Genomic DNA, 13776 nt, shown 5'->3' on the forward strand with positions numbered 1-13776 from the left:
CGACACGAGGGCGCGCAGCACGGGACGGGGCTTGTGGTCGCGTGATCGGGTCATGACTTCTCCTGTGAGGGAAGGGATGTGTGCTGACGGCTGGCCTGCCGGTGATCACTCTGGGGGTTGCCCCGTCCGGGTGGACCGGTCCCCGGATGACCCCGGACGCGGTGGGGCATCGACGTCGGTGCGGGCCAGGTCGTGCAGACTGGATCCGGACGAGTCCGGACGGCGGGGGGGCTGAGTGGGGCGGTTGCAGGCGTCGTTCGCCGACGAGCTGCGGCGGCTGCACGTGGCGGCGGGCAAGCCCGCCTACGCCAGGCTGGCCAAGCACAGCAAGGTGGCCAGGAGTTCCCTCTGCGACCTGCTCAACGGGCGGTTCAAGCGTGCGCCCTCGTGGGATGTCGTGCGTGCCCTCGTGACGGCGTGCGTTGCCGAGTCGGTCCGCGACGACCACGGCCGGGTGCCGGCGGAGGTCGCGGCGCGCGGCGAGGTGGCGTGGTGGTTGCGCAGGCACGGAGAACTGGTCTCCGGCCTGGAGCAGGAGCGAGCCGGGCGGACAGGCGGCGCGCGCGGGTACGCCGCCGAGGTGAACCTCGTCGCCGGGGTCCCGGTTCGCCTGCTGTACCTGTTGCAGGTGGAGCGGTTCACGCCGCGACAGCTGATCGGCCGCGACGCCGAAATCGCCGAGATGGCGGAGTTCTGCACCGCGCCGGAGGTGCCTTCGGCCTACCGCTGGTGGCGGGCGGAGGCGTGGTCGGGCAAGTCCGCGTTGATGGCCTGGTTCGTGCTGCACCCGCCCGTCGGGGTGCGGGTGGTGTCCTTCTTCGTCACCGCGCGGTGGGCAAGCCAGAACGACCGCACGGCGTTCATCGAGAACCTGGTGCAACAGCTGCTCACCTTGCTGGGCAGGCGAATGCCGCCGCTGGTGAGCGAGGCGACCCGCGAAACGCACCTGCTGGGCCTGCTCGCCGAGGCCGCGGAGGCGTGTCGGCGCCGTGGCGAGCGGCTGGTGCTGGTCCTCGACGGGGTGGACGAGGACCGCGGCGTGCACGAGGGGCCGGACGCGCACAGCATCGCGGCGCTGCTGCCTTCCACGCCTCCGGCAGGTATGCGGATCATGCTCGCCGGTCGTCCTCGTCCGCCGGTCCCCGCCGACGTCCCCGCGCACCACCCGTTGCGCGAGCAGTCCGTGGTCCAGGTGCTGGCGCCCTCGCCGCAGGCGCAGGCGGTCCGCGAGGAGATGGAGCGCGAACTCAAGAGGCTGCTGCACGGCACCGCTGCCGACCAGGACCTGCTCGGGCTCGTGGCCGCTGCCGGTGGTGGGCTGTCGGCCGCCGACCTGGCCGAGCTGACCGGGCTCTCCCGGTGGGAGGTGGACGACCGGCTCAAGACGGTGATCGGGCGCAGCTTCTCCCGGCGCGGCAGCCACTACCGGCCCGAGGACGGCCCCGACACCTACGTGCTGGGCCACGAGGAACTCCAGGTCACCGCGCTGGAGATGCTGGGGCAGTCACGCCTGGAGCGGTACCGCGAGCGGTTGCACTCCTGGGCCGATCGCTACCGAGCGGGCGAGTGGCCCGCCGACACGCCGGAATACCTCCTGCGCGGCTACTTCGGCCTGCTGCACGCGACCGGCGAGGTGGACCGGATGATCTCGTGCGCCATCGACCCCGCACGGCAGGGGCGCATGCTCGACCTGTCCGGTGGTGACGCCGCCGCCCTGACCGAGATCACGACCACCCAGGAGGTGCTCCTCCGCGCCGCGCGGCCCGACCTGCTCGCGCTGACCCGCCTCGTCATGCACCGCGACCGCCTCGCCGACCGCAACTGCAAGGTCCCCGTGGAGTTGCCCGCGGTCTGGGCGATCCTGGGGCAGGTCAACCGGGCGGAGGCCATCGCGTCCTCGATCACCGACCGGGGCGACCTGGTCCTCGCGCTGGCCTCGGTGGCGAAGGTCGTGGCCGACACCGACCGCACCCGCGCTGTCGAGATCATCGACAAGGCCGAGATCGTCACCCACTCGATCGCGGAAGGCTACGACCACCGGCGTGCGCTCGACGCGGTCATCGACGCGGCAGCGGCCATCGGGGACCTGGACCGGGCCGAGGCCAAGGCTCGATCCATCGGCGACACCAAGCGGCGGGCCAGCGCACTGACGACACTGGCCGAACGGGTCGCCGCGACCGGAGACCTCTTACGGGCCAGCGAACTCGTCGCCGAGGCCGAAGCTGCCGCCCGTTCCATCACCGAGGCCGCAGAGCAAGACCGAGCCATGTACTCGGTCGTGCGCGCACTGGCCGTGGCCGGAGATCTCGAACAAGCCGAATCCCTTGCCCGTTCCTTCCCTGATCCGGTCGACCGGGCACACGCGCTGGCATTGCTGGCCGAGGCAGTGGCCGCCGCCGATGGTGAGCGCGCCGACGAGTACCTCGCCGAAGTGGAGACCATCGCTGGCACCATCACTGAACCGGAGCAGCACGAACAAGCCCAGGCCTCGATCGTGTGCGCACTCGCCGCCACCGGAGACCTGGCGCGGGCGGCAACCACCGCCCACGCCATCCCCCGTCTCATCGGTCGACTGTGGGCGCTGCACTCCGTTGTCAGGGCCGCCACGACAGCCGGAGACCTGGATCTGGCCGAGAAGATCGCCTGCACCATGCCGGCTTGCATGTCGCAGCCCGAGATACAACTGACCTCGCTGATGCACGTCGCCGACGAAGCCGCCGCGGCCGGGGACTTCGACCGCAGCGAGGCCCTCGCCGAGTCCCTGGGCTACCCCGGACTGCAACTCAAGACGTTGGCGCGCATGGCCAGGGCAGCGGCGGCACGTGGCGATCTGGCCCGGACATCCGCCCTCGTGGCCCGGCTCGAAGCTGCGGCCCGGCCGACCTTCGTCCCCGGCTGGCACCTCGGCGTGCTCGCGGCGGTGGCCAAGGCGGCCGGTGCCACTGGCAACCTCGACGAGGGCGAGGCCATCGCGCTGTCCATCACCGATCCGCACCGGCAGGGGTACACCCTGATGTCACTGGCCGAGGCCGCAGCGGCGGCCGGTGACCTCGATCGTGCCCTCGGACTCGCCGAGATGATCGACAGGGCCGAGATCCGCAGCAAAGCACTGAACTCGCTGGTCAGAACCACAGCTGCTGCTGGCGATCTCGGCTGCTTCGAGATGGTTTTCGCGCACGCCGTGACCGCGGCCCAGTCAGTCCCTCGTGAGAACGAACAAGGGAACTCGCTGAAGACACTGGTGGAAGCGGCGCTGGCCGTGGGCGATTTCGATCGCGCCGAGTCCGTGACACGTCTCATCACCGATCCTCAGTTGCAGGCACATGCCGTGGCGTCAACGGCCGAGGCAGCCTCGGGCGAAGTGGACCGAGTGCGGAGGATGATCGACCACACCGAGAAGATGGTGCGATCCAGCAAGGAAATCGAGCTGCAAGGCTGGACGTTGGAATCTCTCGCGGAGGCTGCGGCGGCCATCGGCGACATCGACCGCGCCGAGAACATCGCGCAGTCGATTACCAACCCAGACCAGGAGGATCCGTTCTTCAAGGACTGCGACCTGCGGGGATCAGCGCTGGCATCGACAGCGAAGGGCGCGGCGGCCCTGGGTGAGGTCGAGCGAGCAGAGGCCATCGCCCGTTCGCTCACCAGTCCCCGAATTCGGAGCTGGGCACTGAAAGCGGTGGCACAGGCCGTTGCGGCAAACGGTGGCATCGACCACGCCGCGAACATAGCACTGTCCATTGAGGACTTAGAAGTGCAGGGGTGGGCGCTGCGATCGGCAGCGGATGCGGCGGCAGCGGCAGGTGAGTTCGACCGCGCCACGGAGATCGCACACTTGATCAGAAACCCCGGACCGCAGAATTCCTCGTCCACCGGCCATGATCAACGCGGAGAAACGCTGTGTTCGCTGGCCAAGGCCGCGTCAGCCGCGGGCGAGCTCGACCAGGCGGAGATCATCATCCAGTCGATGGGCGCCAGTAATGATCGGGGGCTGGCGTTGTCGCAACTGGCGGAGGCGGCAGCGGCTATCGGCGACCTCGATCGCGCCGAGCGGATCGCGCTGTCCAAGACCACGCCGGAAGGACAGGTATTCGTGCTGACCGCGGTCGTCGGGGCAGCAACAGCCGTGGTCGACCACCGTCGTCTCGCCGACCTCCTCGATCGCGCCGAGGCCACATCCCGGGACATAACCCACACCTACTGGCAACCGGAGGCACTCGCACGCGTGGCGGAGGCCGCTGCGGCTCTCGGTGACCTCGACCGCGCCGAGAACATCGCACTGTCCATTGAGGACCCTAAATGCCAGGCGAAGACCCTGCTGGCGGTAGCGCCGGAACACGACACGCACCGCCGGAACCGCGCCGTGGCACGGGCGCTCGCGCTCACCGAGTGGACCTCAACCCTTCCGCAACTGCTTGAGCTGGCGCCACAAGCGCTCGCCACGATCACCGCAGAACTCGACACCCTGAGCGATTGTGACCCGCGCCACACCTTGGCAACACGTCGGGACGACTCGCGTCTTTCCCTGTGACACAAGGGTTGTCGGGAATCGTGGATTCAGGGGGAATCACATCATGAGGGCAATTGTGCCTGTGCTGGCCGCTGTCTCGGCGGCGCTCGCGTTCGCCGTGCCCGCGAACGCGGGAACCGCACCGATCCTCGTGCACGCGGACCTCGACGGAGACGGGGTGGCCGACGAGGTCACGCTCACGCCGGTGGCGGACAACGCGCACGAGCAACTGCTGACCGCCACGGTGCGGGGGATCCAGCTCACCGCCCGCGTGCCGTTCGACTCCCTGTTCGGCCTGGAGCCGTTGCGGGTGGTGGACCTCAACGGGGACGGCAAGCAGGAGGTCGTCGTGACGGAATCGGTGGGCGCCAACACCGACGGCTTCAGCGTGTGGGGCCTGTACGGCGGGCTGCGACCGGTGACCTCGGGCGGCGCGGACCGGTTCAAGCTGTGGGAGGGCGGCGGTTTCAGCGCGATCTCCGGTTACGGCTGTGAGCCCGCGGGCGGCACGCGCCAACTGGTGACGGTGTCAGCTGAGCTCACGGACTGGCAGAACGAGGTCTACGAGGGCGACCGCGTCACCTACTCGGTGCGGGACGGCGTGGCCACCGAGACCTCACGGAGGCACGTGGTCGGTGTGCGCGGCGAAGCGGGGTTCCGGACCGACGCGCGGACCTGCGCCTGACCGGACGCGGCGGACCCGGCACTCCGGGTCCGCCGCACCGCACTAGGCCTTGGGGCGCACGGTGGTCGTGGCGACCAGCTCGTTGTCCTGCGGGTTGGCGCCACCCGCAGTACCGGCGGGCTCGCCCTACTGATCCAAGTGGACCTTGGCGTCCTCGTACGTGCCGGTCACGGTGGTCTCGGCAGGCCCGTAGCGCAGGCTCAGCACGCCGGTGGTGAAGGTCTGCGAGGAGATCAGCCGCAGTGGGATGGCCTCGCCCTCGTCGAACAGCCGCATGCCCTGGCGCACGGCGATCGGGTGCACCAGCAGGTGCAGTTCGTCCAGCAGCCCCGCCGCCAGCAGCTGGCGGACCAGCGACACCGAGCCGCTCATCGCGATGTCGGCACCGGGCTCGTCCTTCAACGCGGTGACGGCCTCGACGAGGTCCCCCCTGAGCTGCTCGGAGTTGCGCCAGGTGAACTCCAGCTCCTGGTTGGACACCACGATCTTGCGGGTGTCGCCGAGCCCCTTGGCCATGCCCGCGTCCTCACCGCCCGCGGCCTCCCGCTCCGGCCACGCCCCGGCGAAGCTGTCGTAGGTCCTGCGGCCGAGCAGCAGGGTGTCCGCGCTGGCCATGTCCGCGAGCACGGCCGCGCCCATCTCCTCGTTGAAGTACGGGAAGTGCCAGTCCTGCGGGTTCTCCACAACTCCGTCGAGCGAGATGAACAGGCCAGCGCTGATCTTCCTCATGGTGTTCCCCTGCCAAGGTCGGCGATCGGTCGGTCATCAGATCAGACCGCGGCCACGGCCAGAACTCATCGGGGCGCGCCGGAATTGGCGATCGGGCTGATCAGCGTGCCCGGCCGGGACCGGGACGGGTTCGCCCCCGACGCGAACCCGCGCCCGGCCGCGTGAACCCGAACCTCAGTTCAGGCTCTTGAGCACGGAGACGTCGTAGGGCACCGTCTCCGCCAGCTTGCCCCGCAGCGCCTTGCTCGCCCAGTCGGGGTTGGACAGCAGCGCCCGCCCCACGGCGACCAGGTCGAACTCGTCGCGCTCCAGGCGGTCCAGCAGCTGGTCGATGCCGGTGACCCCGGCCCCGGGCTGGTTGCCCTCGCCCGTGGCGGGCGTGAACTCCGTGTCCAGACCGACCGAGCCGACCGTCACGGTGGGCTTGCCGGACAGCTTCTTGACCCAGCCCGCCAGGTTGAGCTCGCTGCCCTCGAACTCGGGCACCCAGTAGCGGCGGGTGGAGGCGTGGAAGGCGTCCACCCCGGCCTCAGCCAGCGGGGCCAGCAGCTGCTCCAGCTCGGCGGGGTTCTCGGCGATCCTGGCCTGGTAGTTGTACGCCTTCCACTGGGACAGCCGGAAGAAGATCGGGAAGCCCGGGCTGACCGCGGCGCGGATGGCCTGCACGATCTCGGTGGCGAACCGCGCCCGCGAGGCGTGGTCGCCGCCGTAGGAGTCGGTGCGCCGGTTGGTGCCGCTCCACAGGAAGTTGTCGATCAGGTAGCCGTGCGCCCCGTGCAGTTCGGCCCCGTCGAAGCCCAGGCGCTCGGCGGCGGCAGCGGCCTCCGCGAAGGCGGCGACCACCTCGTCGATGTCCTGCTGGGTCATGGCCTTGCCCAGCGGCGTGCCGTCCAGCGCGAGCCCGGAGGGCCCCTCGGCGGGCGGCTCCTCGGCGGTGCGCGCCGCACCGGTGTGCCACAGCTGCGGGATGATCCGCCCACCCGCCTGGTGCACCCGCTCGACCACGTGCGCCCACCCGGCCAGGGACTGCTCCCCGTAGAAGTGCGGCACGTTCTCGTAGGCACTGGCGGCGACGCGGTTGACGTAGGTGCCCTCGGTGACGATCAGCCCGACCTCGTTGGCGGCCCTGCGCGCGTAGTACTCGGCCACGTCCGGGCCAGGCACACCGTTCGGGGACTGGGTCCGGGTCATCGGGGCCATCACGATCCGGTTGCGCACCGTCAGATCGCCGACGGTGAACGGCCGGTCCAGCACCCGGCTGACGCGGCTGGCCTGTTCCACCGAAACCATCATTCCTCCCACAGCAGTGGATCACCTCAACTAACGACACAAACGTGCGTTGTTAGCCTCTTTCTTCCCGGCACGCCCCACTGTGGCCCGGAACACACCGCGCAGGTCTCAGGCGGGCAGGTCCCCGCGCTGCCGGGCGCGGTAGGCGCGCAGGTTGGCGGCATTGCCGCAGACCCGGACGTCGTGCCAGACCCCGCTGTTGTTGCGGGACCGGTCGTAGAACGCGATCGCGCACCGGGGGTTGCGGCAGGTCTTCAGCCGGCACCAGACCTCGGCGCACTGCGCCTCCAGCGCCGTGACCAGCGCCAGCGAGGCCAGGTACCGCCAGCCGGTGCCGCGCGGGGCGAGCCGGACCCTGCCGTCCTCTCCCATGCACAGCGAGGCCGAGGCCGTGTGCACCACGGTGGCGCAGTCCAGGGTGCCGCCCGCGGTGACCCGTTCGTGCAAGTCGTCGCGGAAACCGCGCAGCTGGTCGACGTCGTCCTGGTCCAGCACCACCTGCCGCGCCGGGTGGCCGGTGACCGCCGACCAGGTCGCCAGCGCCCGGTCCGCCCAGTCCCGCGCGCGGGCCAGGTCGGCGAGCAGGTCGGGCTGGCGGGGCCGTCCCGCGGACAGGGTGTTGAGCAGGTCGTGCACGTAGCCGAGGCAGCCGGGCGCGGGCTCCATGCCGTACCGATCGCTCGCTGGCCAGCTCACCGCACTCACCTCCCTGTGACCTGACACAACTGTAAACACCTGGGGTCTGTCAGGCCACTGTGGACGAGCCAGCCCGGTCGGTAGGGTCACCGCGTGGCAGTGGTGGAGATCTACACCGACGGGGCGTGCAGCCCGAACCCAGGTCCAGGCGGTTGGGGCGCGGTGCTGCGCTACGGCGGGCACGAGCGGGAGATGTACGGCGGGGAGGCGGGGCAGACCACCAACAACCGGATGGAGCTGATGGCCCCGATCCAGGCGCTGGAGACGCTGACCCGGCCCTCGGTGGTGCGGATCTACACCGACAGCACCTACGTGCGCAACGGCATCACCCAGTGGATGGCCAAGTGGAAGCGCAACGGCTGGCAGACCAGCGGCAGGCAGCCGGTGAAGAACGCCGACCTGTGGCAGCGGCTGGAGCAGGCGGGTTCGCGGCACGAGGTGGAGTGGCTGTGGGTCAAGGGACACGCCGGCCACCCCGAGAACGAGCGCGCCGACCGGCTGGCCGTGCGCGGGGTGCACGAGGTGACCGGCCGCGCCGAGCGGCCGTGAGCCGCCGCCGCTACCGGTAACACGGGGACCGCCCCCGTCGAAGGTGTAGAGCGCCGACGAAGGGGCACCACATGATCCACGAGCCGAGGCACCGGGCGGACCGGTCCTGGCCGATACTCGTGCCCGTCACGATCCTCGGCGCGATCGCGCTGTTCTGCGGGGTGGCCACGCAGTTCGTGCTCACCACGAGGACCACCCCGACTCCGGCCGAGACCACCCTGGTGTTCCGCCCCGTGGTCGAGGACTCCGCCGCGGTCCAGCGCAGCGCACAGTCCACAGTGGACCGCCAGGCCGCCGGCCTGACCGCCCGAGCGCTGGAGGACCTGGACTGCTCGCGACTGAGGCCGCTGCCCGGCAAGGAGGACCCGCGCAAGCCGCTGCTCACCTGCGACCACGCGCGGCAGACCCGCTACCTGCTCGGCCCCGCGTTCCTCGACGCCAGCGGCATCCAGTCCGCGCGCGCCACGTTCGAGTCCGAGCAGGGCAGCTGGGTGGTGTGGCTGACCTTCACCCCGGAGGGCGCGCGGACCTGGTCGGACTACACCGGCACCCACGTCGGCGGCCAGGTGGCCTTCACGCTGGACGGTGAGGTCGTGTCCGCCCCCAGGATCAACCAGCCCATCGCCGGGGACACGCAGGTCTCCGGCTCGTTCACCGAGCAGGCCGCCCGCCAACTCGCCGAGGCCCTCACCCGCAACTAACCCACGAGTCCCGCCCAGACGACGGCGAGTCCCGGCCTCCGGACCGCGAGTCCCGCCCAGGCACACGCGAATCCCGCCCACAGGCACGCGAGTCCCGCTCTCGGGACCACGAGTCCCGGCCTGGTGACGGCGAGTCCGCGCCGCGCGAGCCAACTCCCGGGGTGGCGAATCGACGCCGCGCGAGTCCCGCCCAGGCGTGCGCGAATACCGTCCACAGGCGCGCGAGTCCCGCCCTGGAGTGGCCGAATCCCGCGCGGCCGCGAACCGGGCCCGGTGGATCGGCGGTCCGCAGCCGCGATGAGTTCCGCCACTCGTCGTGGTCCTTACTGGTGTTCGACACACCAGACGTGAAGGATTTGGCACATGCAGCGAACCATCGGATCGACCGCGGGCGGCACCGAGAGCGCGGCAGCGGACAGACGATCGCGCTGGACAGCGCTGATCGTGCTGTGCATCGGCATGTTCATGATCGTGTTGGACGGCACGGTGGTGAACGTGGCCCTGCCCGCGATCCAGAGCGACCTCGGGTTCACCCAGTCCAGCCTGGCCTGGGTGGTCAACGCCTACCTGATCGCCTTCGGCGGCCTGCTGCTGCTGGCGGGCCGGCTGGGCGACCTGCTCTCCCGCCGCGGCATGTTCCTGTCCGGGCTGGGCGTGTTCACGGTGGCCTCGCTGCTGTGCGGACTGGCGCCGACCAAGGAACTGCTCGTCGCGGCGCGGTTCGTGCAGGGTGTCGGCGGGGCGATGACCTCGGCCGTGGTGCTGGGCATGATCGTGACCCTGTTCCCCGGCCAGCGCGAACAGGCCAAGGCGATCGGCGCGTACGGCTTCGTGGCCACCGCGGGTGCCTCGGTGGGCCTGCTCGCGGGCGGGGTGCTCACCCAGGTGCTGAGCTGGCACTGGATCTTCATGATCAACATTCCGATCGGCCTGATCACCGGCTTCGTCGCACTGCGGCTGCTGCCCGCGGACCGGGGCGTCGGCGTGGGCCGGGACACCGACTTCCTGGGCGCCGCGCTGATCACCGGCTCGCTGATGCTCGGGGTCTACACGATCGTCACCCCCGCGGCCGAACTCGGCTGGACCGCGCCGCAGACCCTGCTGCTGGCCGGGGCGACACTGGTGCTGCTGATCGCCTTCGTGGCGCGTGAGGCCACCGCGCGCAACCCGCTCGTGCCGCTGCGCATCTTCCGCTCGCGCAACGTGTCCGGGGCCAACGCGATCCAGGCGCTGACCGTCGCGGGCATGTTCGGCATGTTCTTCCTCGGCGTGCTGTACCTGCAACAGGTCCTCGGCTACGACGCGCTGCAGACCGGCCTCGCCTTCCTGCCGACCACCGTGGTGATCGGCACGCTGTCCCTGCGCTACTCGGAACGGCTGATCACCCAGTTCGGCGCGCGGACCGTGCTGCTGCCCGGACTGGTCCTGATCGCCGCGGGCCTGGCGCTGTTCGCCCGCGTCCCGGTGCCCGGCAACTACCTGACCGACGTGCTGCCGCCGACCCTGCTGATGGGTGTGGGCATCGGCGTCAGCTTCCCCACGCTGGCGGCGCTGGCCATGTCCGGTGCCACCGAGGACGACGCCGGGCTGGCCTCCGGCCTGGTCAACACCACCATGGAGGTCGGCGCCGCGGTGGGCCTGGCCGTGCTCGCCACCCTGTCCGCGACCCGCACCCGCGAACTGGCCGCCGCCGGGGTCAACGCCGTGACCGCGCTGACCGGCGGCTACCAGCTCGCGTTCCTGATCGGCGCCGCGCTCGTCGTGGTCGCGCTGGTGATCGGGCTGGTCGTACTGCGCAACGAGCCCAAGCCGGAGACCGAGTAGTGCAGGACGCGGAGTGGGACGGCGTCACCCTGCGGTCCGACTACCGCGAGGAGCACGTCGCCAAGCGGGACGGCCTCGCCGACGCCGCGCGGGACGGCAACTGGCCGTACGTGCTCGAGGCCGTCACAGGCTCCGGCATGGTCAACTCCACCCGTGTCGGCGGCCCCAGCGGCTACGCCCCGCTGCACCAGGCCGCCTGGCACGGTGTGCGCCCTGACATCGCCCAGCGCCTGCTCGACCTCGGCGCCTGGCGGACACTGCGCACCAGCGACGGCGAACGGCCCGTGGACATCGCCGTGCGCAAGGGCCACCTCCTGCTCGCCGAGGTCATCCGCCCGCGGTCCGAGGAGGACCTCAGCGAGCTGGAGCACCAGCTGCACGAACTGATCCGGCACCGCATCCCCGACCTCGTCACCGAACACGCGCTGCGGCTACCCCAGATCCACGTGCTCACCGAGCTGACCAACCCCTGCCTGCGCTTCCCCGTGCCCGGGTTGTACGGCGGCTTCAGCATCGAGCTCACCGGCCGGGAGCTGATCGTCAAGAGCTGGTGCCGGGTGGCAGGGGGCTGGGCCCAAACCCACCGCGTGACGTCCGAGGGGTATGAGCTGATCGAGTCGGGCTGGGACCTGTGAGCGCGTAGGCTGGCTGCGCCAAAACCGATGCCGGAATCGCACTGACGGCCGCAACGTCGCAGGTCAGGAAGCGTGTTCCCCGCACGAGCGGGGGTGGTCCGTCGACTTGCACCGGATGCAAGCACCCGCCGTGGTGTTCCCCGCACGAGCGGGGGTGGTCCCTCGCTGTGATGCTGGGCGCACAGGATCAGGTCGTGTTCCCCGCGCGAGCCGGGCTAGTCACCCAGTCTCAACGATCACCACCGGCCGCGCGGGGGTCTACGCCCCCAAACCGTTCAGGGCGATGTCCAGGGCTCGGCGCATGGCCTCCCACAGCTCGTCCTCCGAACAGCCCTGCTCCAGGCAGACCAGGGACGCGGCCTGGGTCGCACCGGCGAGCGCGCCGACGACCGCGCTGGCGCTGATCAGGTCGAGTTCGTCCGGGTAGGCGGCCACCAGGGCGGCGGCGACGTCCTTCTGCGTCTCGAACGCCTGGTGCAGTGCCTTGGCCTGCAAGGAAGGCACCGAGCTGACCAGTCGCACGTAGATCTGCATGAACTCGCGGTCGCGCGGGCCCACTCCCCCGGCCCGGTAGTCGGCGATGCTCTTCTCGTACGCCCTGGTCAGCAACTCGCTGACGGACTCGCCCTCGCGCCGGTCGGCGATCACCTCGATCGGGATGGCCTGGTACGCCGTGCTCTCGGCGAAGAGCACGTCCTCCTTGCTGGGGAAGTAGTTGAAGAAGGTCTTCGTGGCCACGTCGGCGGCGGAGGCGATCTGCGCGACGGTGGTCTGTTCGTAGCCCTGCTCGTCGAACAGCCGCAGCGCCGTCTCCACCAGCAGCTGCCTGGTCTGCCGCTTCTTGCGCTCACGCCGTGACTCGTCCACACAGGAACCTTACACGAAGAATAGGCTTACATCAGTTGCAAAGTTACATCGAGTGCAGTTTGATGGGCGCATGGAGCCACTGACCTTCCCGATGACCAGGTCCCATCCCTTCGACCCACCCGACGCGATCCAGGCGATGCGCACGGAGCGGCCCATCGCCCGCGTGCGCTATCCGGACGGCAAGCTAGGCTGGCTGGTCACCCGCCGCGAGACCGTGCGCACAGTGCTGGCCGACACCAGGTTCAGCGCACGGCAGGAGCTGCGCAGCAACCCGTTCAGTCCCGCGAAGGAGCCGCCGCCCGCCACACCCGGCTCGTTCATCGGCATGGACGCGCCGGAGCACACCCGGTACCGGCGCCTGCTCACCGGCCAGTTCACGGTGCGCCGCATGCGCAAGCTCACCGAGCACATCGAGCAGATCGCCGGGCAGCGCCTGGACCACATGGCGCAGGCTGGCCCGACGGTGGACCTGGTGCGCGAGTACGCGATGGCGATCCCGGCGCAGGTGATCTGCGAGCTGCTCGGCGTGCCGCAGGGCCACCGCGAGCAGTTCGAGCGGCAGGCCGCGGAGCTCAACAAGCCGGGCACGAGCATGGAGAGCCTGCTCAAGGCGCTGGGCGAGATCACCGGCCACCTCGCCGAACTGATCGAGGCCAAGCGAGCCGAGCCCGCCGACGACCTGCTCAGCGGGCTGATCACCGAGGGCACGGACCTGACGCAGGAGGAACTGACCAACATCGCGTTCCTCCTGCTGGGGGCCGGGTTCGACACCACGGCGAACGTGCTGAGCCTCGGCGCGCTGGCGCTGATGCTCGACCCCGCGCAGATCCCGGTGCTCACCGATCCGCAGACCGCGGACAACGCCGTCGAGGAACTGCTGCGCTACCTGCCCGTCGTGCCGGGCACGATCCGCTCAGCACTGGAGGACGTCGAACTGGAGGGCGAGCTGGTCAGGGCGGGCGAGAGCGTGATGGTCTCGCTGCCCGCGGCCAACCGGGATCCCGAGCGCTTCCCCGAGGGCGACCGGCTCGACCTGACCAGGCCCGCCACCGGGCACATCGCCTTCGGCCACGGCATCCACCAGTGCCTCGGCCAGCAACTGGCCAGGGTCGAACTCAGGGCCGCCCTGCCCGCGCTGTTCCGGCGATTCCCCGGCCTGCGCCTCGCCGTGCCGCCGGAGCAGGTAAAGCTGCGCGAGCACACCGCCATCTACGGAGTAGACGAGCTGCCGGTCAGCTGGTGAGCGCAGGCCGGGGCAACCGTGGGAACACACGGTTCTTCTTTTACAGC

Annotated in this window: 11 protein-coding genes; 7 read left to right on the forward strand and 4 right to left on the reverse strand. The window is 70.4% G+C overall.

Translation table 11 applies throughout. The features are described 5' to 3' along the window. Window positions 1–235: 235 nt before the first annotated feature. Together KALB_RS32075 and KALB_RS32080 are read left to right on the forward strand one after the other, a co-directional pair. Window positions 236–4531: a P-loop NTPase family protein gene (locus tag KALB_RS32075; protein WP_025359772.1), complete on the forward strand. Its 4296-nt coding sequence runs from the start codon at window positions 236–238 to the stop codon at window positions 4529–4531. A 43-nt stretch (window positions 4532–4574) separates the two neighbouring features. Next, window positions 4575–5195 (forward strand): FG-GAP repeat domain-containing protein, encoded by a 621-nt coding sequence (locus KALB_RS32080; protein ID WP_148309743.1) that lies wholly within the window; start codon window positions 4575–4577, stop codon window positions 5193–5195. A 126-nt stretch (window positions 5196–5321) separates the two neighbouring features. On the opposite strand, the gene KALB_RS32085 is transcribed toward KALB_RS32080, so the two are convergent. From KALB_RS32085 to KALB_RS32095, 3 genes are all read right to left on the reverse strand, one after another. Continuing rightward, window positions 5322–5924 carry a dihydrofolate reductase family protein gene (locus tag KALB_RS32085; protein ID WP_025359774.1) on the reverse strand — a complete coding sequence of 201 codons (603 nt, stop codon included), beginning with the start codon at window positions 5922–5924 and terminating at the stop codon, window positions 5322–5324. Between the two features lie 174 nt (window positions 5925–6098). Then, on the reverse strand, window positions 6099–7214 hold the full coding sequence (locus KALB_RS32090) for an NADH:flavin oxidoreductase (protein ID WP_025359775.1): 1116 nt from the start codon (window positions 7212–7214) through the stop codon (window positions 6099–6101). A 108-nt stretch (window positions 7215–7322) separates the two neighbouring features. Further along, the gene (locus KALB_RS32095) at window positions 7323–7910 is read right to left on the reverse strand and encodes a CGNR zinc finger domain-containing protein (RefSeq protein WP_025359776.1); all 588 of its coding nucleotides are present in this window, start codon (window positions 7908–7910) and stop codon (window positions 7323–7325) included. Window positions 7911–8003: 93 nt separating this feature from the next. On the opposite strand from KALB_RS32095, the gene rnhA reads away from it, so the two are divergent. From rnhA to KALB_RS32115, 4 genes are all read left to right on the forward strand, one after another. After that, window positions 8004–8459 (forward strand): ribonuclease HI, encoded by a 456-nt coding sequence (gene rnhA, locus KALB_RS32100; protein WP_025359777.1) that lies wholly within the window; start codon window positions 8004–8006, stop codon window positions 8457–8459. Between the two features lie 71 nt (window positions 8460–8530). After that, the gene (locus tag KALB_RS44470) at window positions 8531–9160 is read left to right on the forward strand and encodes a SecDF P1 head subdomain-containing protein (protein ID WP_025359778.1); all 630 of its coding nucleotides are present in this window, start codon (window positions 8531–8533) and stop codon (window positions 9158–9160) included. Window positions 9161–9523: 363 nt separating this feature from the next. Beyond that, window positions 9524–10984: a DHA2 family efflux MFS transporter permease subunit gene (locus KALB_RS32110; protein ID WP_025359779.1), complete on the forward strand. Its 1461-nt coding sequence runs from the start codon at window positions 9524–9526 to the stop codon at window positions 10982–10984. Next, window positions 10984–11619, forward strand: coding sequence for an ankyrin repeat domain-containing protein (locus KALB_RS32115; RefSeq protein WP_025359780.1), 636 nt, complete (start codon window positions 10984–10986; stop codon window positions 11617–11619). Before KALB_RS32110 ends, KALB_RS32115 begins: the two co-directional genes overlap by 1 nt. A gap of 258 nt (window positions 11620–11877) precedes the next feature. Here KALB_RS32115 and KALB_RS32120 read toward each other — a convergent pair whose 3' ends face one another. Continuing rightward, window positions 11878–12486 (reverse strand): TetR family transcriptional regulator, encoded by a 609-nt coding sequence (locus KALB_RS32120; RefSeq protein WP_025359781.1) that lies wholly within the window; start codon window positions 12484–12486, stop codon window positions 11878–11880. A 70-nt stretch (window positions 12487–12556) separates the two neighbouring features. On the opposite strand from KALB_RS32120, the gene KALB_RS32125 reads away from it, so the two are divergent. Further along, window positions 12557–13729, forward strand: coding sequence for a cytochrome P450 (locus tag KALB_RS32125; RefSeq protein WP_025359782.1), 1173 nt, complete (start codon window positions 12557–12559; stop codon window positions 13727–13729). Window positions 13730–13776: the final 47 nt, after the last annotated feature.

The organism is Kutzneria viridogrisea DSM 43870 (genome assembly GCF_000525635.1).
Classification (GTDB): domain Bacteria; phylum Actinomycetota; class Actinomycetes; order Mycobacteriales; family Pseudonocardiaceae; genus Kutzneria; species Kutzneria viridogrisea.